Origin of the sequence: Buchnera aphidicola (Rhopalosiphum padi) (assembly GCF_005080845.1) — a bacterium.
Lineage (GTDB): Bacteria > Pseudomonadota > Gammaproteobacteria > Enterobacterales > Enterobacteriaceae > Buchnera > Buchnera aphidicola_AO.
Window position 1 is genome coordinate 225,378 of sequence record NZ_CP034858.1, and the last position, 25,239, is coordinate 250,616.

The 25,239-nt window shown below is 26.0% G+C and carries 22 protein-coding genes and 1 pseudogene; 3 read left to right on the plus strand and 20 right to left on the minus strand.

Annotation, left to right across the window (positions count from 1 at the left end):
* Nucleotides 1-131: 131 nt before the first annotated feature.
* The 3 genes from aceE to lpdA are packed head-to-tail and all read left to right on the plus strand — an operon-like array spanning nt 132 to nt 5,494.
* Nucleotides 132-2,798 carry a pyruvate dehydrogenase (acetyl-transferring), homodimeric type gene (gene aceE / locus D9V76_RS01070; RefSeq protein WP_158337012.1) on the plus strand — a complete coding sequence of 889 codons (2,667 nt, stop codon included), beginning with the start codon at nt 132-134 and terminating at the stop codon, nt 2,796-2,798.
* A gap of 31 nt (nt 2,799-2,829) precedes the next feature.
* Nucleotides 2,830-4,038, plus strand: coding sequence for a 2-oxo acid dehydrogenase subunit E2 (locus D9V76_RS01075; RefSeq protein WP_158337718.1), 1,209 nt, complete (start codon nt 2,830-2,832; stop codon nt 4,036-4,038).
* Between the two features lie 25 nt (nt 4,039-4,063).
* Nucleotides 4,064-5,494, plus strand: coding sequence for a dihydrolipoyl dehydrogenase (gene lpdA, locus D9V76_RS01080; protein WP_158337013.1), 1,431 nt, complete (start codon nt 4,064-4,066; stop codon nt 5,492-5,494).
* Nucleotides 5,495-5,581: 87 nt separating this feature from the next.
* Here lpdA and speD read toward each other — a convergent pair whose 3' ends face one another.
* The 20 genes and pseudogenes from speD to ilvN all read right to left on the minus strand — a co-directional run bounded on the left by speD (nt 5,582) and on the right by ilvN (nt 25,236).
* On the minus strand, nt 5,582-6,388 hold the full coding sequence (speD, locus tag D9V76_RS01085) for an adenosylmethionine decarboxylase (protein ID WP_158337014.1): 807 nt from the start codon (nt 6,386-6,388) through the stop codon (nt 5,582-5,584).
* Nucleotides 6,389-6,415: 27 nt separating this feature from the next.
* Nucleotides 6,416-7,276, minus strand: a complete 861-nt coding sequence (gene speE / locus D9V76_RS01090; protein ID WP_158337015.1) for a polyamine aminopropyltransferase — start codon at nt 7,274-7,276, stop codon at nt 6,416-6,418.
* Between the two features lie 236 nt (nt 7,277-7,512).
* Nucleotides 7,513-8,208, minus strand: coding sequence for a 5'-methylthioadenosine/adenosylhomocysteine nucleosidase (locus tag D9V76_RS01095; RefSeq protein ID WP_158337016.1), 696 nt, complete (start codon nt 8,206-8,208; stop codon nt 7,513-7,515).
* 79 nt (nt 8,209-8,287) lie between these two features.
* The gene (gene erpA, locus D9V76_RS01100; RefSeq protein WP_158337017.1) at nt 8,288-8,632 is read right to left on the minus strand and encodes an iron-sulfur cluster insertion protein ErpA; all 345 of its coding nucleotides are present in this window, start codon (nt 8,630-8,632) and stop codon (nt 8,288-8,290) included.
* Between the two features lie 276 nt (nt 8,633-8,908).
* Nucleotides 8,909-10,063, minus strand: a complete 1,155-nt coding sequence (ftsZ, locus tag D9V76_RS01105; protein WP_158337018.1) for a cell division protein FtsZ — start codon at nt 10,061-10,063, stop codon at nt 8,909-8,911.
* Nucleotides 10,064-10,110: 47 nt separating this feature from the next.
* Nucleotides 10,111-11,367, minus strand: coding sequence for a cell division protein FtsA (ftsA, locus tag D9V76_RS01110; RefSeq protein ID WP_158337019.1), 1,257 nt, complete (start codon nt 11,365-11,367; stop codon nt 10,111-10,113).
* A gap of 362 nt (nt 11,368-11,729) precedes the next feature.
* A complete protein-coding gene (locus tag D9V76_RS01115) occupies nt 11,730-12,647 on the minus strand; it encodes a D-alanine--D-alanine ligase (protein WP_158337020.1) in 918 nt (305 codons plus the stop codon).
* Nucleotides 12,648-12,665: 18 nt separating this feature from the next.
* A pseudogene (gene murC / locus D9V76_RS01120) lies at nt 12,666-14,095 on the minus strand (UDP-N-acetylmuramate--L-alanine ligase).
* A 51-nt stretch (nt 14,096-14,146) separates the two neighbouring features.
* Nucleotides 14,147-15,211, minus strand: a complete 1,065-nt coding sequence (gene murG, locus D9V76_RS01125; RefSeq protein ID WP_158337021.1) for an undecaprenyldiphospho-muramoylpentapeptide beta-N-acetylglucosaminyltransferase — start codon at nt 15,209-15,211, stop codon at nt 14,147-14,149.
* Nucleotides 15,212-16,378 (minus strand): cell division protein FtsW, encoded by a 1,167-nt coding sequence (gene ftsW, locus D9V76_RS01130; protein ID WP_158337022.1) that lies wholly within the window; start codon nt 16,376-16,378, stop codon nt 15,212-15,214. It abuts the gene before it with no gap.
* A complete protein-coding gene (gene murD / locus D9V76_RS01135; protein WP_158337023.1) occupies nt 16,374-17,696 on the minus strand; it encodes a UDP-N-acetylmuramoyl-L-alanine--D-glutamate ligase in 1,323 nt (440 codons plus the stop codon). The genes ftsW and murD overlap by 5 nt, the downstream gene beginning before the upstream one ends.
* Nucleotides 17,696-18,763 carry a phospho-N-acetylmuramoyl-pentapeptide-transferase gene (gene mraY / locus D9V76_RS01140; RefSeq protein ID WP_158337024.1) on the minus strand — a complete coding sequence of 356 codons (1,068 nt, stop codon included), beginning with the start codon at nt 18,761-18,763 and terminating at the stop codon, nt 17,696-17,698. Before mraY ends, murD begins: the two co-directional genes overlap by 1 nt.
* Nucleotides 18,747-19,331: a glutamate ligase domain-containing protein gene (locus D9V76_RS03195; protein ID WP_253254724.1), complete on the minus strand. Its 585-nt coding sequence runs from the start codon at nt 19,329-19,331 to the stop codon at nt 18,747-18,749. The genes mraY and D9V76_RS03195 overlap by 17 nt, the downstream gene beginning before the upstream one ends.
* The gene (locus D9V76_RS03200) at nt 19,307-20,122 is read right to left on the minus strand and encodes a Mur ligase family protein (RefSeq protein WP_253254725.1); all 816 of its coding nucleotides are present in this window, start codon (nt 20,120-20,122) and stop codon (nt 19,307-19,309) included. The genes D9V76_RS03195 and D9V76_RS03200 overlap by 25 nt, the downstream gene beginning before the upstream one ends.
* Entirely contained in the window at nt 20,082-21,071 is a 990-nt protein-coding gene (locus D9V76_RS03205) for a Mur ligase family protein (RefSeq protein ID WP_253254726.1), read from the minus strand. The genes D9V76_RS03200 and D9V76_RS03205 overlap by 41 nt, the downstream gene beginning before the upstream one ends.
* A 5-nt stretch (nt 21,072-21,076) precedes the next feature.
* Nucleotides 21,077-21,613 carry a Mur ligase family protein gene (locus tag D9V76_RS03210; RefSeq protein WP_253254727.1) on the minus strand — a complete coding sequence of 179 codons (537 nt, stop codon included), beginning with the start codon at nt 21,611-21,613 and terminating at the stop codon, nt 21,077-21,079.
* Nucleotides 21,614-21,636: 23 nt separating this feature from the next.
* Nucleotides 21,637-23,355, minus strand: a complete 1,719-nt coding sequence (gene ftsI / locus D9V76_RS01155) for a peptidoglycan glycosyltransferase FtsI (protein WP_158337025.1) — start codon at nt 23,353-23,355, stop codon at nt 21,637-21,639.
* 97 nt (nt 23,356-23,452) lie between these two features.
* Nucleotides 23,453-23,662, minus strand: coding sequence for a cell division protein FtsL (locus D9V76_RS01160; RefSeq protein WP_253254728.1), 210 nt, complete (start codon nt 23,660-23,662; stop codon nt 23,453-23,455).
* Nucleotides 23,659-24,597, minus strand: coding sequence for a 16S rRNA (cytosine(1402)-N(4))-methyltransferase RsmH (gene rsmH, locus D9V76_RS01165; RefSeq protein ID WP_158337720.1), 939 nt, complete (start codon nt 24,595-24,597; stop codon nt 23,659-23,661). Before rsmH ends, D9V76_RS01160 begins: the two co-directional genes overlap by 4 nt.
* 162 nt (nt 24,598-24,759) lie before the next feature.
* On the minus strand, nt 24,760-25,236 hold the full coding sequence (gene ilvN, locus D9V76_RS01170; RefSeq protein ID WP_158337026.1) for an acetolactate synthase small subunit: 477 nt from the start codon (nt 25,234-25,236) through the stop codon (nt 24,760-24,762).
* Nucleotides 25,237-25,239 lie beyond the last annotated feature (3 nt).

Sequence of the window (25,239 nt, forward strand, 5' to 3'; positions counted from 1 at the left end):
AAAAAAAATATTTTTTTTAAAAAATTAAAATTACTTAATTATATAAAATTAATTATTAATATAAAAAATGATAATATTTTAAGTTAAATATTAATTTTATTGTTAAATATAATATATAAGGAATTTAGACCATGTCAGAAAATTTATATAATGATGACGTGGATCCAGTCGAAACTAATGATTGGGTGCAATCAATTGAATCTGTTATTCGTGAAGAAGGTCTAGAAAGAGCTAAATTTTTAATTGAAAAGATTTTAAAGAAGTCTAAAATAACTAGAGCACATTTTTTTAAGTGTTTTTTTACTAGCGATTATATTAATACCATTAGTAGCGAAGAGGAAATTGAATATCCAGGAGATTTAATTTTAGAAAAGCGCATTCGTTCAGCTATTCGATGGAATGCAATAATGATGGTTTTACGTGCTTCAAAAAAAAATTTAGAATTAGGAGGACATTTATCATCTTTTCAATCTTCTGCTACAATATATGAAGTATGTTTTAATCATTTTTTTCGTTCTAGAAATAATGAAGACGGAGGTGATTTAGTTTATTTTCAAGGTCATATTGCTCCAGGTATTTATGCTAGATCTTTTTTAGAAGGTCGTTTATCAAAAGAACAAATTGATAATTTCAGGCAAGAAGTTGATGGAAAAGGATTGTCTTCTTATCCTCATCCTAAATTAATGCCAAATTTTTGGCAATTTCCAACTGTTTCAATGGGATTAGGACCACTTTGTGCTATTTATCAAGCAAAGTTTTTAAAATATTTACAAAATCGTGAATTAAAAAATACCTCTAAACAGACAGTTTATGCTTTTTTAGGAGATGGTGAAATGGATGAACCAGAATCTAAAGGAGCGATTTCTATTGCTGTTCGCGAAAAATTAGATAATTTAATCTTCATAATAAACTGTAATTTACAAAGATTAGACGGTCCAGTAGTAGGTAATGGTAAAATTGTAAATGAATTAGAAAGTTTTTTTTATGGAGCTGGATGGAAAGTTATAAAAGTCATATGGGGGGGGGAATGGGATTATTTATTAAAAAAAGATAAAACCGGAAAATTAATTCAACTAATGAATGAAACAATAGATGGTGACTATCAAACATTAAAATCAAAAGATGGGGCATATGTTCGAAAATATTTTTTTGGTAAATATAAAGAAACACTAGAATTAGTAAAAGATATGACAGATGAAGAAATATGGAATTTAAATAGAGGAGGACATGATCCTAAAAAAATGTTTAATGCATTAAAAAAAGCTAAGGAGATTAAAGATAAACCGACTGTTATTTTAGCACATACAGTTAAAGGATATGGTATGGGTGTTATTGCTGAAGGAAAAAATGTAGCACATCAAATAAAAAAAATTAATATTAATGGAATTATTTACATTCGAGATCGTTTTAATATTCCTCTCTCAAATAAAGATATTAAAGAATTACCATATATTGTTTTTGAAAAAAACTCTGAAGAATACTGTTACATGCATGAACAAAGAAAAAAATTAGGCGGTTATATCCCATTTCGCTTATCTAAATTTACTAATGCATTAAATATCCCCGATTTAATAGATTTTAAATCTTTATTAGAAGAACAAAACAAAAAAATTTCGACTACTATTGCTTTTGTTCGTGTTTTAAATTTAATTTTAAAAAATCATTCTATTAAAAATTTAATAGTTCCAATTATTGCTGATGAAGCTCGTACATTCGGTATGGAAGGTTTATTTAGAATGATTGGAATTTATAGTTCTATTGGGCAAAAATATACTCCTCAAGATCGAGAACAATTAGCTTATTATAAAGAAGAAAAAAAGGGACAAATATTGCAAGAAGGAATAAATGAACTAGGTGCTGCTTCATCTTGGTTAGCTGCTGCTACTTCTTATAGTACCAATAATTTCCCGATGATTCCTTTTTATATTTATTATTCAATATTTGGTTTTCAAAGAATAGGTGATCTTTTTTGGGCAGCTGGTGATCAGCAAGCAAGAGGTTTTCTCATTGGAGGAACATCTGGCAGAACTACTTTAAATGGAGAAGGTTTGCAACATGAAGATGGTCATAGTCATATACAATCATTAACAATTCCTAATTGTATCTCTTATGATCCTGCATTTGCTTATGAGGTTGCTGTTATTATACAGGATGGATTAAGAAGAATGTATGGCCCTCTTCAAGAAAATATATACTATTATATCACGACAATTAATGAAAATTATTATATGCCAGCTATGCCAAAAGGTGTAGAAAAAGGTATTTGTAAAGGAATTTATAAGTTAAAAACTTTACAGGCCAATGAATTAAAAGTGCAATTGATGGGATCTGGGGCAATTTTACGTTGTGTTTGTAAAGCAGGTGAAATTTTATCTAATGATTATTCTATAACTACAGATATTTATAGTGTGACGTCTTTTACAGAGTTAGCTAGAAATGGTGAAGATTGTGAAAGATGGAATATGTTGCATCCATGTCAAAAAAAAAGAATTGCTTATATTAAAACTGTAATGAATTCCTCTCCAGCGGTAGCAGCAACTGATTATATGAAATTATTTGCTGAACAAATTCGTCATTATATTCCATCAAATGAATATTATGTATTGGGTACAGATGGTTTTGGACGTTCAGATAGTCGTGATAAATTACGTGATCATTTTGAAGTTAGTGCTCATTATATTGTAGTAGCGGCTTTAAACTTGTTGGCTAAATTAAATAATATTAATAAAAAAGTAGTAGAAGAGGCAATTATTAAATTTAATATTAATGCAGATAAAATTAATCCGCGTTTAGCTTAAGAGGTAAAGAAAAGTGCATATTGAAGTTAAAATGCCTGATATTGGTTTAGACGAGGTTGAGGTAACAGAAGTATTAGTGAAAGTTGGAGAAGAAATAGAATTAGATCAAGCATTAATAACTGTAGAAGGAGATAAAGCTTCTATGGAAATACCAGCACCAATATCCGGAATTGTAAAGGATATTATTATAAAAATTGGTGAAAAGGTAACGACTTCTTCTGTAATTATGATTTTTAAATCTAATGATTTGAACTCTATAAAAAATAAAAAAGATTTTAATTATATAAAAACAGAAAAAAAATTGAGTGACAATGTTTTAGAAGAAAAAGATATTAAAAAAAATGTTTTAATTCATGCAACACCAGTTATAAGACGTTTAGCTCGTTATTTAAACATTGATTTAAAGAATATTATACCCTCTGGTCCTAAAAATCGCATCTTAAAAGAAGACATTGAATTATATATAAAAAAAAATAATGCTTTGAAAAAAAATTCTTTTAATATAGATGAAAATAATATTGAAGGTTTTCATAAAAATCCATTCAAAGAAATATCTATTACGAATATTCAAAAAATTGTCGGAAAAAATTTACATCAAAATTGGATAAACATACCTCATGTAACACAATTTGATGAAGTTAATATAACTTTATTAGAAGAATTTCGTCAGAAGTATAATAGTCAAAAAAAACAGAAAAATAATGTTTTTTCTAATATCACTATATTACCTTTCATTATAAAAACCGTAGCGTATGCATTATTAGAATTTCCTATTTTTAATAGTTCTTTATCTTCAAATAAAAAAACAATTTTTTTAAAAAAGTATGTCAACGTTGGTATTGCTGTTGATGTTGAACACGGTTTATTTGTTCCTGTTTTAAAAAATGTTGATAAAAAAAATATAGAAAATTTATCTTCTGAATTAATTTTCCTTTCAAATAAAGCACGCGAAAATAAATTAAATGAATCAGATATGAAAGATGGTTGTTTTACAATTTCCAATTTAGGTGGAATTGGAGGGAGTTGGTTTTCTCCAATTATTAATTCTCCTGAAGTTGCAATTCTTGGAGTATCAAAAGCTACAATAAAACCACTATGGAATGGAAAAGAATTTATTCCTTCTTTGATGTTGCCATTATCTCTATCATATGATCATCGCGTAATTAATGGAGCAGATGCTGCTCGTTTTTTAACTTTTATTGGAAAATTATTATCTGATATACGTTTTCTAATTATGTAATTTTTTTCTAAAGAGGTTTTTTAAAATGCATCAAGAAATTCAATCTGAAGTTGTAGTTATAGGTTCAGGACCCGCCGGTTATTCTGCGGCTTTCCGATGTGCAGATCTAGGTTTAGATACTGTTTTAATAGAACGTTATGAACAATTAGGTGGTGTTTGTTTAAATGTAGGATGCATTCCTTCCAAAGCATTACTGCATATAGCTAAGGTGATAAAAGATGCAAGTGAACTATCTGAAGCAGGGGTTTTTTTTAATAAACCAATTATTAATATTGAAAAGATTAACAATTGGAAAGAAAAAATTGTTAAAAAACTTACTATTGGATTATCTAATATGGGGGAAAAAAGAAAAATAAGAATTATTCGAGGAAAAGCATCTTTTGATACTGATCATAGTATTTTTGTACAAAATAAAAAAAATGATTTTACGATTTTTTTTAAACATGCGATTATTGCCACTGGATCTAAACCTATAAAAATACCTTCTTTTCCTAATGACGATAGTAGAATTTGGAATTCAACAGATGCTTTATCACTAAAAAATATACCTAATCGTTTTTTAATTGTAGGAGGAGGTATTATTGGTTTAGAAATGGCAACAATATACAGTGCATTGGGTTCAAAAGTAGATATTGTTGATCGATTTAATGTTTTTCTTCCTTCAGTAGATAAAGATATGACTGATATATATAGAAAAACAGTTGAAAAAAGATTTAATTTGTTATTACATACTCATGTTAAAAATGTTGACAGATCAAAAGATAATAATCTTGTTGTTACAATGGCTAAAGAAAACAAAAATGAAAATGTTTTTTGTTATGATAATATACTTGTTGCAATTGGAAGAAGTCCAAATGTTGATTTTTTAGGATTGGAAAAAATTGGATTGAAATTAAACGAATCTGGTTTTATTCAGGTAGATCAACAATTAAAAACAAATTTATCTCATATTTATGCTATTGGCGATGTTACAGGTTTTCCTATGTTAGCTCACAAAGCGATACAGCAAGCGCATATTGCATCTGAGGTTATTTCTGGTAAAAAACATTATTTTGAACCTAAAGTAATTCCATCAGTAGCTTATACTGAACCTGAAATTGCTTGGGTTGGTTTAAGTGAAAAAGAAGCTGAAAACAATAATATAGAATATGAGAGTTCTTTGTTTCCCTGGAGTGCATCAGGAAGAGCAAATGCATCAAATTGCAACATAGGTATGACAAAATTAATTTTTGATAAAAATACTAATAAGATTATTGGTGGATCTATAGTAGGTACAAACGCTAGTGAACTGATTAGTGAAATTGGACTTGCAATCGAGATGGGATGTGATGCTGAAGATATTTCACTTACTATTCACCCCCATCCAACTTTAAGTGAATCAATTTGTTCAGCTTCCGAAGTTTTTCAAGGAACAATAACAGATCTTTTAAATTTAAAAAAATCATTATTGAATTAACAATTGATACACTTCTTTTCTTGTTCTAAAAGAAGTGTATCAATTTTTAAACCTTTGAATAATTTTAAAAAAATATAAATTCAAAAGTTATATTTTTTTAATCATAGAGATATTTTTACCATGATATATTTCTCTCATTTCTTTCCATAATAAATCTATAATATAAGAACATTCTTCCTTTGATAAATCTTCTACGTTAATATTAAATAAATAATTTTTTAAGTTAAATTCTTTTAGTAACATACGAGTATGGAAAATATTTTCTTGATATATATTAACATCAAGCATTTCATACATTGATTTTATATCATTAGACATAAAATTCTGAATAGAATTAATCTTATGATCAATAAAATGTTTTATACCGTGAATGTCTCGTGTAAATCCCCTAACACGATATTCAATTGTTACAATATCTGATTCTAATTGATGAATAAGATAATTTAATGCATTAAGAGGAGAGATTATTCCACATGTTGAAACTTCTATATCTGCACGAAAAGTACAAATTCCACTTTGAGGATGACTTTCTGGATATGTATGAACACAAATATGGCTTTTATCTAAATGGGCTAATACAGAAGATGATATAATATTATTTTTTTTATTTACAATATTTACTGTTTCTAAATTTATTGGATCTTCGCATACTAAAATAGTTACACTAGCACCTTGAGGTTCATAATCTTGATGAAAAACATTAAGAACATTGGCACCAATGATTGAACAAGTTTTTTTTAAGATTTTTGTTAATCGAACAGCATTATATTGTTCATCAATATAAGAAATATAACTATTTCGTGAATCATTAGTATTCGCATAACAAATATCGTAAATACAAAAACTTAGGCTTTTAGTTAAATTATTAAAGCCATATAATTTTAGTTTTTGCAATTTAATTACTCTCCTATATAAGGATTTTTAACTTTTATCTAACGTATTAATTATATATTCAGGTAAATAAAAACTACTTATATGAATTTTGGAATTATAGTAATTAAAAGCTAATTTTGTATGTTTTATACGTTTTTGTAAATTTTTAATATTTATTTTACGTAAATCCATGTTATCGGTACCCCAAGAAAACATCATTATTCCGCCATAATAACTAGGAATAGTTGCTTGATAAAAACTTACGTCATTAAAATTTTTTTTTAAATTTTTATAAGTTTGATTAATATTGTTTTTCTGGAGAAAAAAAACACCATTTTGCCCTACAAATATACCGTTTTTAAGAAGATGATTTTTACAATAAAAATAAAATTCTGATAAAAATAAATCTTTTCCGCAACCAATAGGATCAGTGGAATCTGATATAATAAGATCAAATTTTTCTTTTGTTGTCTTGATAAAGTTTAATCCGTTATCTATGATTATTTTTAGACGTGGATCTTTATATGTATTATTACTATGTTTAGGAAAAAACTTTTTGCATAAATCAATAACATTTAAATCAATTTCAACCATAGTGATATTTTCGATACTATTATGTCGGCATATTTCTCGTAGTATACCTCCATCGCCCCCACCTACTATTAGTACATTTTTTATTAACCCGTGATAAAATATAGGAACATGAGTCAACATTTCATGATATATAAACTCATCTTTTTCTGTTGTTTGAACGACACCATCTATTGCCATGATTCGTCCCATAATCGAGTTTTGGAAAATAATAATATCATGGTATTTATTTTTTTTTTGATATAATATTTTATCAATTGAAAAATATTGCCCAATATGACGATGAAGTTTTTCATGCCATATGTTTTCGTTAATCATGGTTTTTTTATCCTATAAAATATAAATTATTTGAGGACAAATAGTTTATTCTGAGTATAGTGAAATAATAGAATTTATTTTTAGACTTTTTTTAAAAGAAGGATAATTATTTTTATAGTAAAACATTTTTAAAGTCGACTGATTATAATAAATAATACATTTTCAATATAAACTAAAAAAATAGTACAAGGTTATCAAAAATATAATAAAAATACTATTTTTTATTAAATAGAATTTTAAGAACTTATTTTTTTTAATAATAGTTTCACTAATTTTGAAGATTCTGATGATGCAATCGAAATATTTTTTTCAAAATTTGAAGTAGCATCGTTATCAGATAAATCAGATATTGACTTTATTACAATAAAAGGAATATTAAATTGATGACATACCTGACCTATTGCAGTAGATTCCATTTCTACTCCTACTGCTGAAGAAAATTGATACTTTATTTTTTTTATAAAATTATCCCCTCTAATAAAAGAGTCTCCAGTGATAAGTAGTCCTGTTAAAAACTTGAATTTAAATTTAATAGCAATTTCTTTTACAATTTCATGTAAATTTTTATTTGTTTTAAATGTTTTAGGATATTGAGGTACTTGTCCTCTAGAGTACCCAAAGTTCGTTAAATTTACATCGTGGTAACATATTTTTTTTGGAATAATAATATCGCCTATTTTTAAAGAAGAATTTAAACTTCCTGCAGAACCGCTGTTAATAATAAAATCAGGTTGAAATAAATTGATAAGAATCATAGTAGACATACTAGCAGAAACTTTTCCGATCCCTGATTGGATTAGAAAAATTTCCATGTTTTTAAATTTTCCTATGTAAATTTTAATGTTTCCTGTTTTTTTTATTGTCAAATCATTTATGATTTCTTTTATTTTCTTAATTTCTTGTTCTATAGCACCAATTATTCCAATTTTCATTTTTTTATAAATAAAATTTATTTTTTTTAGAGTATTAATAATTACTAGAATTTTAATTATTTAAAGCTGATTGCCTAATTTAAATACTGAAAGATAAACCACATCCGCAGGTGCTTTTAGCATTTGGATTAGATACTATGAATTTTGATCCTTCTAGGTTTTCTAAATAATCTATTGTACCACCATATAAATATTGTAAGCTAATAGGATCAATTACAAGAGAAATATTTAATTTTTCAATTAAGATATCATCTTTATTAGTTTTTTCATCAAAAATAAATTGATATTGAAATCCACTGCATCCACCACCAATAATATATATTCTTAGTTTTAAATTTTTATTTTTTTTTTCTTCAATAATATTTTTTATTTTTTTAGCAGCTGAATTTGTGAATTCAATATATTTTATAGGATTGTTTTCCATTTTTAATATATTCTCAAAATATTTAAAGAAATTTTTAGAAAATAAAATATTTTATTTAATTTTATCATAAAAAAAATTTTAAACATATTTTTAGTATAAAAAATATTAGATTAATTTAATTTACTATAAAAATAAGTCCTTGCGCCGATAGATCATACATTCATTATTGGCGCAGGTTATGGAAAAATAATATTATTTTTATTTGGTGTCGTAAAAAATATTAAAAATAATATTTCTTAACATATTAACTTTTTAAAATTTTTAATTTTAAAAAAGTCAATCAGATCGTTTACGAAGAAAAGCAGGAATATCTAAATATTCTGGTTCTTTTCTTTTTTGATTTTCTGTTTCTTTTATTTCATTTTTTACATTTTTTTTATCTATTGTTGTAGGTGAAATATTTAAATATTGATATCGATAATCTATTAGCATTTCTTTAGAAGATTTATTTTTTGTCTGATTAACATCTGAATATTTTTCCATTCCAATGCCTGTTGCAACTACTGTTACTCGAAGTGTATCATTCATATCAGGATCTAAAGAAGTGCCTATAACTACTGTTGCGTTATCTGACGCAAAAGATCTAATTGTGTTACCTACAGTTTCAAATTCATCTAGTTTTAAATCAAAACCAGCAGTAATGTTGACTAAAACACCTCGTGCTCCTGATAAATCTATATCTTCTAATAAAGGGCTAGATATAGCAATTTCTGCGGCTTCTTCAGCTCTATTTTCTCCAGAAGATATTCCAGTTCCCATCATGGCATATCCCATTTCAACCATAACCGTTCTTACATCAGCAAAATCTACATTCATTAAACCAGGTCGAGTAATTAATTCAGCAATTCCTTGTACAGCTCCTTTTAAAACATTGTTAGCGGCACCAAAGGCGTCTAGTAAAGAAATACCCCGACTTAATACCTTGAGTAGTTTGTCATTAGGTATTGTAATTAAAGAATCTACATGTTTTGACAGTTCTACAACTCCTTGATCAGCAACAATCATTCTTTTTTTACCTTCAAAATTAAAAGGTTTTGTTACCACAGCAACTGTTAAAATACCTAGTTCTTTTGCTATTTCTGCTACTACAGGTGCTGCTCCAGTTCCAGTTCCTCCACCCATTCCTGCAGCTATAAAAACCATATCAGAACCATCTAGTGCAGATTTTAATAATTCTTTATCTTCTTCTGCTGAAGTACGTCCAATTTCTGGATTAGCTCCAGCTCCCAACCCTTTAGTAATGTTGTTTCCTATTTGTATGGTTTGTCCTACTTCTACTTTTCTTAAAGCTTGTGCATCAGTATTAATGGCAAAAAATTCAACACCTTCAATTCGTTCTCGTACCATATGTTCTACTGCGTTTCCACCACCACCACCAACACCAACTACCTTAATTACTGCATTATTACTTAATTCTACAGGTTCAAACATAATTTCATTCCATTATCTATCTTTAATTTTAGAAGGTTTATTGATTTTTAAAATTCTTTTTTAAACCAATTGTTAATTCTTTTAAACCATTTTTCAACAAAAGAATTTTCTTTTTTTTCGTTTTCATAATTAAAGTAAAATTCTTTTCCGTAGTGCAATAAACCAACTACTGTTGAATAATGTGGTTCAGTTATGTTTTCTGTTAGTCCTGAAATATTTAGAGGTTTAGCAATGCGAATTTTTTTTTGAAAAATTTTTTCCGCACATTCTGTTAAAAATGAAATTGTTGAAGCGCCTCCAGTAAGCACTATACCACTTGTTAATTGATATTTTTTTCCCTCTTTATAAAGTTTTTTTTGTACATGAAGAATTCTATTATTAATTAAATGCAATAATTCATTATATCTTGATTCAATAACTTCTATTACTGTATCTTGTTGTAAGTTTTTTTGAAAATTTCCATATTTACTAGATAAATCAATGTTTTTTGATATTCCAGGAGACGGCTTTATTGCAGAACCATATGTAATTTTTATATTTTCTGAATCAGTGTAAGATGTACTAAAAGCATATGAAATATCTTTAGTTATAATATTACCTGCATATGGAATAACTTGGGTGTCTTGTATAGATCCATCAATGTAAGTAATAAGATCTATTGTTCCTCCTCCTATATCAATCATACAGACTCCTAGTTTACATTCATCTTCAGTTAAAACAGCTTTACTAGAAGCAAGACCAGAAAAAATAACTTGATCAACTTTAACATCACATTTTTCTACTGCTTTAATAATATTTTTAGCCATATTTTGATGGCATGTAATTAAATGTACTCTTACTTGCATTCTTGTACCAGCTAAACCTATAGGATTTTTTATTCCAGATTGTTGGTCAATGGAGTATTCTTGTGGAATTACATGTAATATATGATGTTCATTAAGAATTTTTACAGACTTTGCAGTGTGTATTACATTTTCTATATCTTCTTTTGTAACTTCATCTTCAGAAATAGGAACTATACCTATTTCATTTTGACAATTAATATATTTATTGGACAAAGATAAATATACAGATGTTATTTGACAATTAGCCATAATTTCAGCTTGATGAATAGATTCTTGTATGCACGAAATTACTGAATCTAAATTATTTATTTTTCCTTTATCTATTCCTTTAGATTCACATATTCCAATTCCAATTATTTTTATTTTACCATCTGTTAAAACCTCTCCCACTAAAGTTACTACTTTAGTAGTACCGATTTCTAATCCGACTACTAATTTTCTATTTTTTGATATAATCATTGTTCTTTAGCCTATACTATATTTTTAAATATTACTTTTACAATAAAACGGAATTTCTAATTTTTTATATCTATTTCATAACGTAATTATTTAACATAAATAATATTTGCTTTTTACGATTTTTATTTTATAGAAATGATTAATCTTTATAAATTAATTTATTTTTTTTTATTTATACAAGATTATTTTATTTTAAAAAAATAATATTATAGGATATAGCTATTTTATTAAATTACAATTTACAATTGTTTTAATATTTTCACTAATATAGTATATTCTGTTCTAATCTTTATTGAAGAAATTTTTAATTTTAAACGATTTTATTAATTAAAAATTAGTAATAATTATAAAGAATAATTTTTTTATTTATTAATTTTTAATATTTTTAATACTAGTTCATCAAATGATATTCCTATGCTTTTGGCGGAGATTGGAACTAAACTTCTATAAGTCATTCCAGGAATTGTATTTACTTCTAATAACCAAAATTTATTTTTATTATCTAGTATTACATCAATTCTTCCACATCCTTTACACCCTAAGGTTCTCCAAGCTGTTTCTGCAATATTTTTTAGTTCTTTTTCTTTTTGATGATGTAATTCACTTGGACATAAATATTCAGTTGAAGATTCTATATATTTAGCTCTATAATCATAAAAATGATTTTTTGTAATAATTTTTACAGGAGGTAATATTTTTTTATTAAGAATTGATACTGTGTATTCCCTTCCCTCTATAAATTTTTCAATAATTATATCACTACTATAATTGAATGCGGCATTAATAGAGTCAATTAATAAGTCTTGATAATGAACTATTGTTATTCCTATGCTAGAACCTGAATTATTTGGTTTTATTACAACAGGAAATTTTAGTTGTAAAATTTTTTTTAAAATCGAGGGATATGTATATTGTGAAATATCTTTTTTTTTCAGATACACATCTGGTAGTACTGGAAGAGAAGAAGATTTCCACAACAATTTAGTTCTCCATTTGTCTAAAGAAATTGCAGAGGACATAATTCCACTACCTGTATATGGAATATTTAGATATTCAAGAACTCCTTGGATACTACCATCTTCACCTCCTTTTCCATGAAGTGCGATATAGGCACTGTCAAAACCTTGTTTTTTTAATTGTATGATAGGAAAATCACGAGTATCAACCGGATATGCGTTCAATCCAGATCTCAATAAACTTTCAAGAATTGCATATCCTGATTTAATTGAAATTTGTCTTTCAGAAGAATTACCTCCTAATAACACTGCTATTTTTTTCATATTATCACTTTTTTATTTTTAAGATAAAATTTTTTTTATTATAGTATCTATGTCTCCAGCACCTTGTATTAAAATAATATCATCTCCGTTTAAATAAGGAATAAGAAAATTTAATATTAAATTATGATTGGTTACTAAAGTTACATTTGTTTTTTTTATTTTTTTTATATCATTATATAGTGAAAAACTATCTGCTCCTAAAATAAACAATTCATTTGCAGAATATACATTTAGTATTAATAGAGAGTCTACTTGAGATAAAATTTTAATAAAATCGTAATATAAATCACGAGTTCTTGTATATCTATGAGGTTGAAATATCATTATTAAATTTTTTTCAGGCCAGCTTTTTCGTATTGTTTTAATGGTTTCAGATAATTCAGTAGGATGATGTCCATAATCATCTATTAACATAACACTTTCATTTTGAATGGATTTTTTTTTTATAAATAATTTTCCAATGTATTCAAATCGTCTCGAAGTGCCTTGAAAGTTTTTTAATGATTGGTAAATTTTTTGATCAGGTATTTTTTGATATGTTGCAAAAGCAATAGCAGCGGCAGCATTTAATGCGTTATGTTCACCGGGTAAATTTAAGGTAATTTTTAGGTTATTTAATTTTTTTTTTCTAATTAATGTGAAATTGCTTATAAAATCGCATTGTTCATAAGATGAAATGCAAAATTCTGCATTTTTGTTAAACCCATATGTAATCACCTTACATTTTATTTTTGGTAAAATATCAAGAATGGCCTGGTTATCTATGCATAGTATTGCAACACCATACGATGGAATTTTATTTAAAAATTTTAAAAATGTTTCTTTTAATATTTCAAATTTACCATGATAATTATTTATATGATCAGATTCTATATTAGTTACAATAGCTGTTGTAGGATGTAAGTAAAGAAAAGAAGCATCACTTTCGTCTGCTTCTGCAATAAAATAATTAGAAAATCCAAGTTTTGCGTGAGAATTAATTGATTTTATTAAACCTCCATTAACAACTGTAGGATCTAATTTATTTTTGTTTAATATATCAAAAATCATTGAAGTAGTTGTAGTTTTTCCATGTGTCCCTGACACTGCTATTCCAAATTTAAATTGCATTAATATTTGAAGCATTTCAGCTCTTAATAGTATAGGAATGTTTTTTTTTTAGCTGCTATAATTTCTGGATTATCAGAAGGAATGGCACTAGATATAACAATGAAATCGGCACATTTAATATTTTCTTCAGCATGTTGAAAATAGATATTTACTCCCATTTTTTTTAGTTTTTGCGTCATAAAGTTTTTTGATAAATCTGAACCACTGATTTTATATCCTAATTTAAACAAAATAAGAGCAATTCCACTCATTCCTGATCCAGAAATTCCTATTAAATGAATTTTTTTAAATTTTTTTTCTTTAAAAAAATTGTTTTTTTTTATCTTATTTATATTCATTTTTTAATTTATTTAGTAAAAAATTTTAATATTTATGTTATTAGTAATATTTTATATTTTACTACTAACATCATGAATGATTTTAGATATTTTTGATGTAGCATTTCTAATGCCTAAAGAATAAGCTTTTTTAGCCATTATGTAGAGTTTATCTCTATTTAGAGAATTTAATGTCTTTATAATTAATTTTGTACTAAATATTGATTGTTCAATAATTTTTGCGGCACCATTTTTTTTTAGATCTTCTGCATTTAAATATTGCTGTTTGTCTTTATGTGGATAAGGTATAAATATTGCACCTAATCCTACTACGGTAATTTCACTTACTGTTAAAGCACCAGATCGAGATATAATTATATCTGCCCATGCGTATGCTTCTGATATATTTTCGATAAATGAAGTTATTATATGCTTATATGAACTATATTTTTGATATTTTTTTCTAGTTATTTCAAGATCATTATTACCTGATTGGTGCCAAATAATAACTTTTTCTTTTAAAAAAAATGATATCTTTGGAAGAACTTGATTAAAAATAGAAGCGCCTTGACTTCCTCCAATAATTAAAATTCTCAAAGGACCTTTTCTATTTTTAAAACGTTCAACTGGTGGTGGTATATTTATAATATTTTCACGAATAGGATTTCCAACTACTTCTGCGTTTAACAAAGTTCCGGAAAATGCTTGCATGTTTTTCGTAGAAAATCTAGAAAGTAGTTTATTTGTTATTCCTGCAATTTTGTTTTGTTCATGTAAAATAAAAGGAATTTTACAACTCCATGCTGCTAATCCACCAGGACCTGATACGTATCCCCCCATGCCCAATATAACATCTGGTATCCAATTTTTTATTATTTTTCTAACTTGAAAATATGAATTTAATATATTTATTGGAGAAAAAATTAAATTTTTTAAGCTAGTATTACGTAATCCCTGAATTTTTATAAAATGTATTTTAATATTATATTTTGGAACAATTTCAGATTCTATTTTGTTTTTTGTACCTATCCAATGTACATCCCATCCTTTTTTAATCAAATATTTTGCAATAGTAAGACCTGGAAAAACATGTCCACCACTACCGCCTGCTATAATTATTATTTTTTTAGAATTCATTTAAATTCCTTTAGGAAAAGCTTGGTGTTCACTTAATCGTATTTCAAAATCAATTCTTAGCAATATACAAATAGCCATTAAATTAATAATTAGACTTGAACCACCATAGCTAATTAATGGTAAAGTTAAACCCTTAGTAGGTAAGATACCAGTTACAGCTCCAATATTAATAAGTGTTTGAAAACTAAACCATAAACCAATTGAACAAGCCAAAAACCCTGAAAAAATTTGTTTTTTTTCAAAAGATTTTTGTCCTATATACATAGCTCGAAAAGAAATAAAAAAAATTGTCAATAATATTAAAAAACAGCCTATATAGCCTAATTCTTCACCTATTATAGAAAATATAAAATCACTATGAGCTTCTGGTAAATAATTTAATTTCTGTATTGAGTTGCCTAAACCTTGTCCGAAGAAATGACCACGTCCTAAAGCTATTAACGATTGTGTTAATTGATATCCATTACCGAATGGGTCTTTCCAAGGGTTCCAAAACGATAATATTCTTTTAATACGATATGGTTCAAAAAAAACTAAAGCAGTGATAATTACAACTACTAAAAAAATAATTGTAAAAAACTGTTTTATTTTTACTCCAGAGAGAAATAAAACTGATAAAGTAGTAACAAATAAAACAATAACTGTACCTAGATCAGGTTCTGCTAATAAAAGAATTGATTGTATCGTGATAATTGTCATAGGTTTTAAAAAACCCCAAAAATTATTACGTACTTCATTTATTTTTCGTGATAAATAATTAGATATATAAAAGAATGAAGATATCTTACATATTTCAGCAGGTTGTATATGTAACATACCTATATTTATCCATCGATGTGATCCATGTACTGATTTTCCTATTAATAATACAATTGTAAGTAAAAAAATTGAAATAATTAATATTAAGTTACTGTTTTTTTTCCAAAATGAAATGGGTATACGTAAAAAAATAAAAGATAATAAAAATATTAAAAAAAAATAAAATATCTCTCTTTTTACAAAAAAAAAGGGATCATGATATAAAATTTGACCTATAGGAATAGATGAAGATGTCACCATAACTAATCCTGTTACACATAAACCTAACGTCAACCATACTAAGAAACGATCATATAATACAATATTATTATTTTTTATATTATTTTTTTTTTTAAAAAAAACATTAATTCATTTCCTTCGATAATTCTATAAAAAGATTACCTCTTTCTTCAAAGTTAGAAAATTGATCTTTACTACTACATCCAGGAGATAGCAGAACAACGTCACCTGGTTGAATTTTTTTCGAAATTAAAATTATTGCTTGCTTTAAAGTTTCAACATAAACAGATTTTTTTTTGCATAGTTTTGATAAACTAAGACCGTCTTTTCCAAAACAATATATTTTTATTTTTAATTTCTCGAAATATTCTTTTAGAATATTGAAATTTGAAGATTTACCATCTCCTCCTAATAATAACCATATTGTTCCTTTTATATTTAAATTCTGAAGAGCGACTTTGGTGCTATCAACATTAGTGGATTTAGAATCATTGATCCAGGATATATTATTATTAATATGTACTGTTTGGAATCGATGTGGTAATCCTGAAAATTGTTTGAGTGTATTAATTGCAATTTCTCGATTAAATTTCATTGCATCAGAAATCGCCAATGATATAAGTGCATTTTCATAGTTATGATATCCGTTTAAAAACATATTACTAGTATCAAGAACTTTTTTATTTTTACAGTATAAAATTGCTTTTTCTTTTTCATAATTAATATGATAGTTATTATTTTGACATATACCAAAACTAATATATTTTTTAAATTGTGTATCAAATGGTTTTTTTCCCCCTTTTTTTAATTTAATTAAACAAATTTCAGCTTGATTATAAATAGATAATTTAATTTTTTTATATTGTTCAAATCCTTCTGGATATCTGTCAAGATGATCTTCAGTAATATTTAGAACTACAGCTATTTTTGATTTTAAACTAAATGTAGTTTCTAATTGAAAACTAGATAATTCAAGTATATATAAATTAGCTTTTTGGTTTAGCATTTCTAATACTGGAAATCCAATATTTCCCCCTAAAAAAACTTTATATCCTGATTTCTCTGCAATTTTTTTTACCATAGTTGCTACAGTGCTTTTTCCATTAGTACCAGTAATCGAAATAATTGGACATTTTGTTTCTCTAGAAAATAATTCAATATCGCTAATAATATGAATTCCTAATGAGCGGGCTTTTATTAAAATAGATTTAAAAGAAGAAATACCTGGACTAATAACAATTAGATCAGATTCTAAAATCCAATCTTTTTCTAATTTTCCTAACCTGTATTCAATATCTTTAGGTATTTTGTCTAAAAAATTAGGTTTTTTACATTCATCTATTGCTCTAGGTTTTATTCCTTTTTTTAGAAAAAAGTTAATACATGATATTCCAGTTAATCCTAATCCTAAAATTAATATTTTTTTTCCAAAATAATTATATGACATTAATTTACCTTTAAAGATAGCATTCCTACAAATAAAAGTAACAGAGAAATTATCCAAAATCTTACAACAATTAAAGATTCAGATAATCCTGTTATTTCATAGTGATGATGAATTGGTGCCATTTTAAAAATTCTTTTTTTTCTTATTTTAAAGTATATAATTTGTAATATCACTGATATAGTTTCAAATACAAAAACACCACCTAAAATTAATAATAAAAATTCTTGATGTAGTAATATAGATATCATTCCTAATGAACCACCTAACGATAGCGATCCAACATCACCCATAAATATTTTAGCTGGATAGGTATTAAACCATAAAAACCCTAATCCTGATCCAATTATTGCTGTACATAAAATACTTAACTCGTTTGCTTTTGCTAAATAAGGAATATTCATATAATTAGAAATAAAAACATTTGAACTGCAAAAAGAAACTAATCCTAAACCAAAAGATAATAAAATTACTGGCATAATTGCTAATCCATCTAATCCATCTGTTAGATTTACTGCATTACTTGTGCCAACAATAACAAAATAACATAAAAACATATATAAATAATTTACTTTGAAAAGTACTTTAGTATAGAATGGAACTACTAATTCAACACTAAGTGTATCACTTGAATTAAAATGAATTAAATAAATAATAACAATAGCAATTATTGATAGCCAAAAGAATTTCAAAAAAATTTTTAATCCCTTAGAATTGTTATATTTTATTTTTTTATAGTCATCTAAAAATCCAATAAAGCCATATCCTACTAATATACTTATAACATACCAAATGTATAGATTAAATAAATTACAATAAAGAAAAATAGAAATTAATATTGAGATAAGTACAAATAATCCCCCCATAGTTGGTGTATTTTTTTTTAAACGATGTGTTATCGGTCCATCTTTACGTATTATTTGATATTTTTGTGCTTTTTTAAAGTAAGATATGATGTATGGACCGAAATATAAATTAATAAAAAAAGATGTCAATAAACTAAACATCATACGAAATGAAATATAAGAAAATACCTTTAAGTGTAAATATTGATTAAGCCAAATCAGCATTTTTTTTGAACTCCCTGATGAGATATTCTACTATTGTTTCCATTTTTGCATTACGAGAACCTTTAATTAAAACTGTAGTTCGATCTTTTTTTAAGATTATTTTTTTTAAAATTTTTATTAATTTTTCTTTTTTTGAAAAATGTATACTATTTTTACATATTTTACTAATTTCATAACTATTTTCACCAACACTTAAGATGTTATCGATTTTAGATAAACTAGCAATGTTTCCTATTATTCTATGATATAGAATGCTTTTTTCTCCTAATTCAGCCATATCACCAACTACTAGTATTTTATAGCCTGGCATGTTTTCTAATACCTTGATTGCTGTTGTCATTGATGCAACATTAGAATTATATGTATCGTTAATTAAAATTTTATTTATGCTTAATTTAATTGGTTCTAATCGACCTGGCAATATAGGTGTAGATGACAGACCATCTTGGATTTTTTTTAAAGGTATATTGAGAGAAAATGCGAGAGCGCTAGCTGCTAACGCGTTAGATATGCTTTGATATCCTAGAAAAGGTAATGAAATATCTATTTTACCAGATGGTGTACACATGGTAAAATATGTTTTATCCGTATGAACTTTAATATTAGTAGAAAAAAAATCACTTTCTTTTTTTTTTCAATAGAAAAATAAAAAATATTTTTATTTTTTATCTTTTTTTTCCATTGAGAAAGATGATGACTATCTAAATTAATGATCACTGTACCTTGAGACTGTAGACCAGATAATATTTCCGATTTTGCTTTCGATACTCCTAATAATGATTTAAAACCTTCTAAGTGTGAATAATAAATATTATTTATTAAAACTACATTTGGTTGTGTAAGATTAGAAGTATAGTGAATTTCACCGGGATGATTGGCACCTAATTCAATTACTCCATATTTATGCTTTTTTGTTAACTTAATTAAGGTTATAGGAACTCCTATGTGATTGTTTAAATTATTCGTTGTAGATATTGTTTTTTCATTCTTTTTTAGTATAGATGTAGTCATTTCTTTTACTGATGTTTTACCGCAAGATCCAGTAATTGCCAATATTTTTGGATTGATTTTTTGACGAATCCAAGCTGCAATTTTTCCTAAAGCAATAGATGTATCTTCTACTACGATGTAAGAAATATTACAATTTATTTTTTTTTGACTGATAACTGCAGAACAACCTTTATTAACTGCTTCTCTTATAAAGATATGTGCGTCAAATTTTTTACCTTTTAAAGCAATAAAAAGACAACCTAATGTAATTTTTTTTGTATCTATAATAATGTCATGTATTATTAAATTTTTCCCGTATAATTGACCGTTAGTGATGATAGAAATTTTTTTTAACGATAGAGGAATCATATTTTTTTTCCAATAATTTTAATATTATTTTTTGATCTGAATAATTAATTATTTTATTGCCGATTATTTGTTGATTTTCATGTCCTTTTCCAGAGATAAAAATTATATCATTAACATTTGCTTTAAAAAAAACATAAGATATTGCTTTTTTTCTATCAGGAATAATTATTATTTTTTCTTTTTTTATGCATCCTTGTATAATTTCTTTAATAATTTTGTTTTGATTTTCGTTTCTAGGATTATCATTCGTAACAATTACTCTATCTGCTATTTTTTCTGAAATAGCTCCCATTAATGGACGCTTTTTTTGATCTCTTTCCCCTCCACATCCAAATATACACCATATTTTTTTTTTAAAAAAATATGATTTGATTGCATTTAATGCTTTTTCCAGTGCATCAGGAGTATGAGCATAGTCTATAATAATAGTTGGTTTTCCAAAAATATTAAATTTTTGCATTCGTCCAAGTATTGGTTGAAGTTGAATAGATGTATTAATAAGATCTGATAATTTATAGTTCATTTCAAGCATAGAAGCTAATGACAATAATAGATTTTGTATGTTAAAATAACCAATTAAGCAAGTTGATAACACTCCTTTACCCCAACTCGATTCAAATTCTATATCAGTAAAATTACTGTTAGATTGGATGTTAATTGCATTTATCCATTTTTTAGAATATTTTTTTTGTGTTTTATCTTTTATAGTAACTGCAATTGTATATTTATCTGATAGTTTTTTTAACCATTTTTTTGCATATTTATCATTAGCATTTAATATTATTTTTTTTACTTTATGTTGACTAAAAAAAGACCATTTTGCTAATTCATATTGTTTCATATTTTTATGATAATCCAAATGATCTTGCGTTAAGTTTGTAAATATTCCAATATAGAATGGGATTTGTTTTACACGATTTTGTATTAAACCGTGTGATGAAACTTCCATGGTAACTAAATTAATTTTTTTTTTAAGGCGATGTATAAAAATGATTGAATATCAATAGCTGAAGAAGTTGTATTTTTTGTAGGTTTTAAAGCGTTATAAAAACCATTTCCCAAAGTGCCCATTGTGGCAATTTTTTCCCCCAATAATTCGCTCCATTGATTAATTAATTGTGTTACAGTAGTTTTTCCATTAGTCCCAGTCACACCAATAATTTTTAAATTATTAGCTGGTTCTTTGTATATTCTTCCTGCTAAATTTGAAATGTTTTCAGATAATTTGAAAAAAGACAATATAGGAATTTTATTAATATAACTTATTTCTCCATGTTTGTTTTTTTCTTTAGTTTCTGAGATTATTGCTACTGCTTTTTTTTTAATTGCTTCAGAAATAAAATTATTTCCATCTTCTTTTGTACCTTGTATAGCTATAAAAACATCTTGAGAAGTTAATTTTCTACTGTCTAGACATAGGTTTAAAAATTTTTTTTCAGGAGTATTTTTAATCCATGGAAATAAAATATTTTTCAAGTTATTTTTTTTCATTAATTTTCTTTAGAATATTACGATTATTTATTTTTTAAATTATCTGGTTTTATTTTCATTTCTTTTAGTACTAATTTCATTATTTTACCAAATATTGGAGCAGAAACTGCACCTCCATAGTATTTTTTTCCCTTAGGATTATCAACTATAATTATTAAAGAAAATTTTGGATTGCTAACTGGTGCTATTCCTGCAGTATAAGCTATATATTTTTTGATGTAGTATCCGTGAATACCTACTTTTTTTGCAGTTCCTGTTTTAATTGCAACACGATATCCTTTAATTGCTGCCTGCGAACCACCTTCACCAGGTTGGGAAACAGTTTCCATCATATCGATAACATTTTTTACATATTTTTTAGGAAAAATTCTTTTTTCATACAATGGATGATTAATTCTAATAATAGAAAGTGGACGATAAATTCCATGGCTACCAATAATTGTATATAGACGAGCTAATTGAAGAGGCGTTATCATCAATCCGTATCCAAAAGAAAAAGTAGCTTTTTCTAAATCTGACAATTTTTTCTTTTTAGGAAGAAAACCTTTTTGTTCTCCAATTAATCCTAAATTAGTTGGTTGTCCTAATCCGAATTTAATATAGCTATTAATTAGTTCTTCAGTATTCATAGATAATGCAATTTTTGATACTCCAACATTACTAGATTTTTTTAATATCCCTGTTATATCTAGTTTCTCGTGGTATGAAACGTCTTGTATTTTATGTTTTTTTATAAAGTAAGGTTTGGTGTTAACTATTGAGTTTTTTTTAATTATCCCTCTTTTTAATGCTTCCATGATAACGATTGGTTTAACTGTTGATCCTGGTTCAAAAGCATCTGTAATGGCTCTGTTCCGAAGATTTTTCTTGATCATGTATTGTACATCATTTGGATTGTATGAAGGACTATTAGCCATAGCTAATATTTCTCCAGTTTTGATATTAACTAAAATCGCAATTCCAAAATCTGCTTTATTTTCATTAACTGCATTGTTTAATTTTTGATATACAATTGTTTGTAATTTTTTGTCGATACTCAGTATTAAATTATTAGAATTAGATTTATTTATTAAGGATTCATTTTCAATTATTTGTCCTTGATTATCTCTTCTTACTTTTCTTTTTCCTGGTTTTCCTGTTAGATATGAATTAAAACTTTTTTCTATACCTTCAATTCCTTCTCCATCTATATTGTTTATCCCAATTAATTGAGCTGCGATTTCTCCTGAAGGATAATATCGTTTTGATTCTTCTATTAAAAAAACTCCTGGTAATTTTAATGCTTTAATATAATCTCCAATTTCTGGATTAATTTGACGAGCTAAATAAATAAACTTAATATTTTTATCTGAGTTAATACGAAATATTATTTTTTTTAATGGAATTGATAATATCTCTGATAACGCTTTCCAACGTATATTGTTTGTAATATCGTTTATGTTGACAATAACTGTTGGATCTATAAATACTGCGTTTACTGGAACAGCTACAGCCAATGGATATCCTGATCGATCATTAATTATTCCTCTTCTACTTATTACTGATTGTATTCTTAGTGTTCTGCGATCTCCTTCATATGATAGTTTTTTAGAATTAATTATTTGAAGGAATACTATGCGTGATGTTAAAATCACTAAAAATAAAAAAACAATACTGCATAATGTTATAAAACGCCAGTTTATATAAATTATTTTTTTTTTTCTTTTTTCTTTAAATAAGTTTGTTTTTTTTTTCGTATACATTTTTAGATATCTATTATATTTTAGACATGTTTTTTATTTAATTAAAATATTAATTTCTAATTAATAGAAGTTGTGGAAATAGCATTTTTTTCGATAATTAAATTTCTCCATTCATCGTCTTTTTTTTTTGTTTTAAACTTAAATTTTCTTCTTCAGCAATTAGCAAACGAGTATTGTAAACTACAATAACAACAGAATTAGCGGATAAAATAATTGCTAATAGTAAAATTAGATGAATTTTTCCATATAAAAAAAAATCTTTTTTAATTATTTTTGGTAAATCATAACGTTTTATTTTCATATTCATTCTTTTAATTCAGCTATTCGAAGTACGGAGCTACGAGATCTAGAATTTTTTTTAATTTCTTTCAAGGTTGGGAAGATTCGATTGATAATTTTTAATTTACATGTTTTTAGTTTATTTAGTTGGTTTTCTGTAATAGGTAAACCGTATGGAACAGTAGCTTTTTTGCTATTTTTAATCATAAAATTTTTTACTATTCTATCTTCTAAAGAATGAAAAGTAATAATAGACAGACGACCTCCTGGCTTTAATATTTGTAATGTATTTTCTAATCCTTGTTTGATTTCTTCTAATTCTTGATTGATATAAATTCTGATTGCTTGAAAAGTTCTTCTAGCAGGATGTTTAAATTTATTTTTTATAGGTGTTGCTTTTTTTATAATTTCTACTAGTTCAAAGGTGCTTTTTATTTTCTTTGTTTTGCAATAGTTTTTTATCGCATAGGCAATTCTTTTTGAAAATCGCTCTTCTCCAAAGTTTTTTAAAACAAAATAAATTTCTTTCATATCACTTTTGAAAAGCCAGTCTGAAGCAGAAATACCGCAATTTGGATTCATTCTCATATCTAAAGGGCCGTTTTTTTTAAATGAAAAACCCCTTTTTTCATCTTCTATTTGAAGTGATGATGTTCCAAGATCAAATAAGATTCCATTAACTTTTCCAATAATATTTTTATATTTTGCATAACTTAAAATTTTTGAAAAGTTTTCATGAATAATATGAAAACGTTTGTCTTTAATTTGATTTCCTATAAACACAGAATTTGGGTCTCTATCAATAGAATAGAGTTTTCCTTCTTGTCCTAATTTTTTTAAAATTGCAATAGAATGGCCACCCATGCCAAATGTACCATCAATATAAATACCGTTTTTTTTTATTTTTAATGATTCTATTAGTTCTTTTTTCATTACAGAAATATGTTTGATTGTTTGATTCATAGTGGAATATACATGATATAAATGAAGAAGGTACATGGTCATTTTCATTTGAAAATAACCATGTTTAATATATTTTTTTTGATAAATTATTTTGAAATATTTTATGTGTATAAATAAAAATACTTTTTTAGATAGAAATTAATTTTTTACTTTATAACAAAATCAACCGCGAGAAATGCCGACTATTCCAGAACGAGTCATTTCAATAATTTCTGATATATTTCTAATTATTTTAAGAAAAGAATCTAGTTTTTTTGTAGTACCAGCAAGCTGTAACACATATGTTGTAGGTGTTATATCTACAATTTGTCCTCGAAATACTTCAGTAATATGTTTAATGTCATCTTTTTTACAGTTATTTGTTTGTACCTTTAACAACATTATTTCACGTTCTATATGAGAATTTTGTCCAATTTTTATTACTCTTAATACATCAATTAATTTATGTAGTTGTTTTTCAATTTGTTCAATAGATTTTTCATTTCCGATTGTTTGTATAGTCATTTTTGATAGAGAAGGATCTTCTGTCGGTGCAACTGTAATTGTTTCTATATTGTAACCTCTTTGTGAAAACAATCCTATCACTCGTGATAATGCACCTGATTCATTTTCTAAGAGAACAGATAAAATTCTTCGCATATT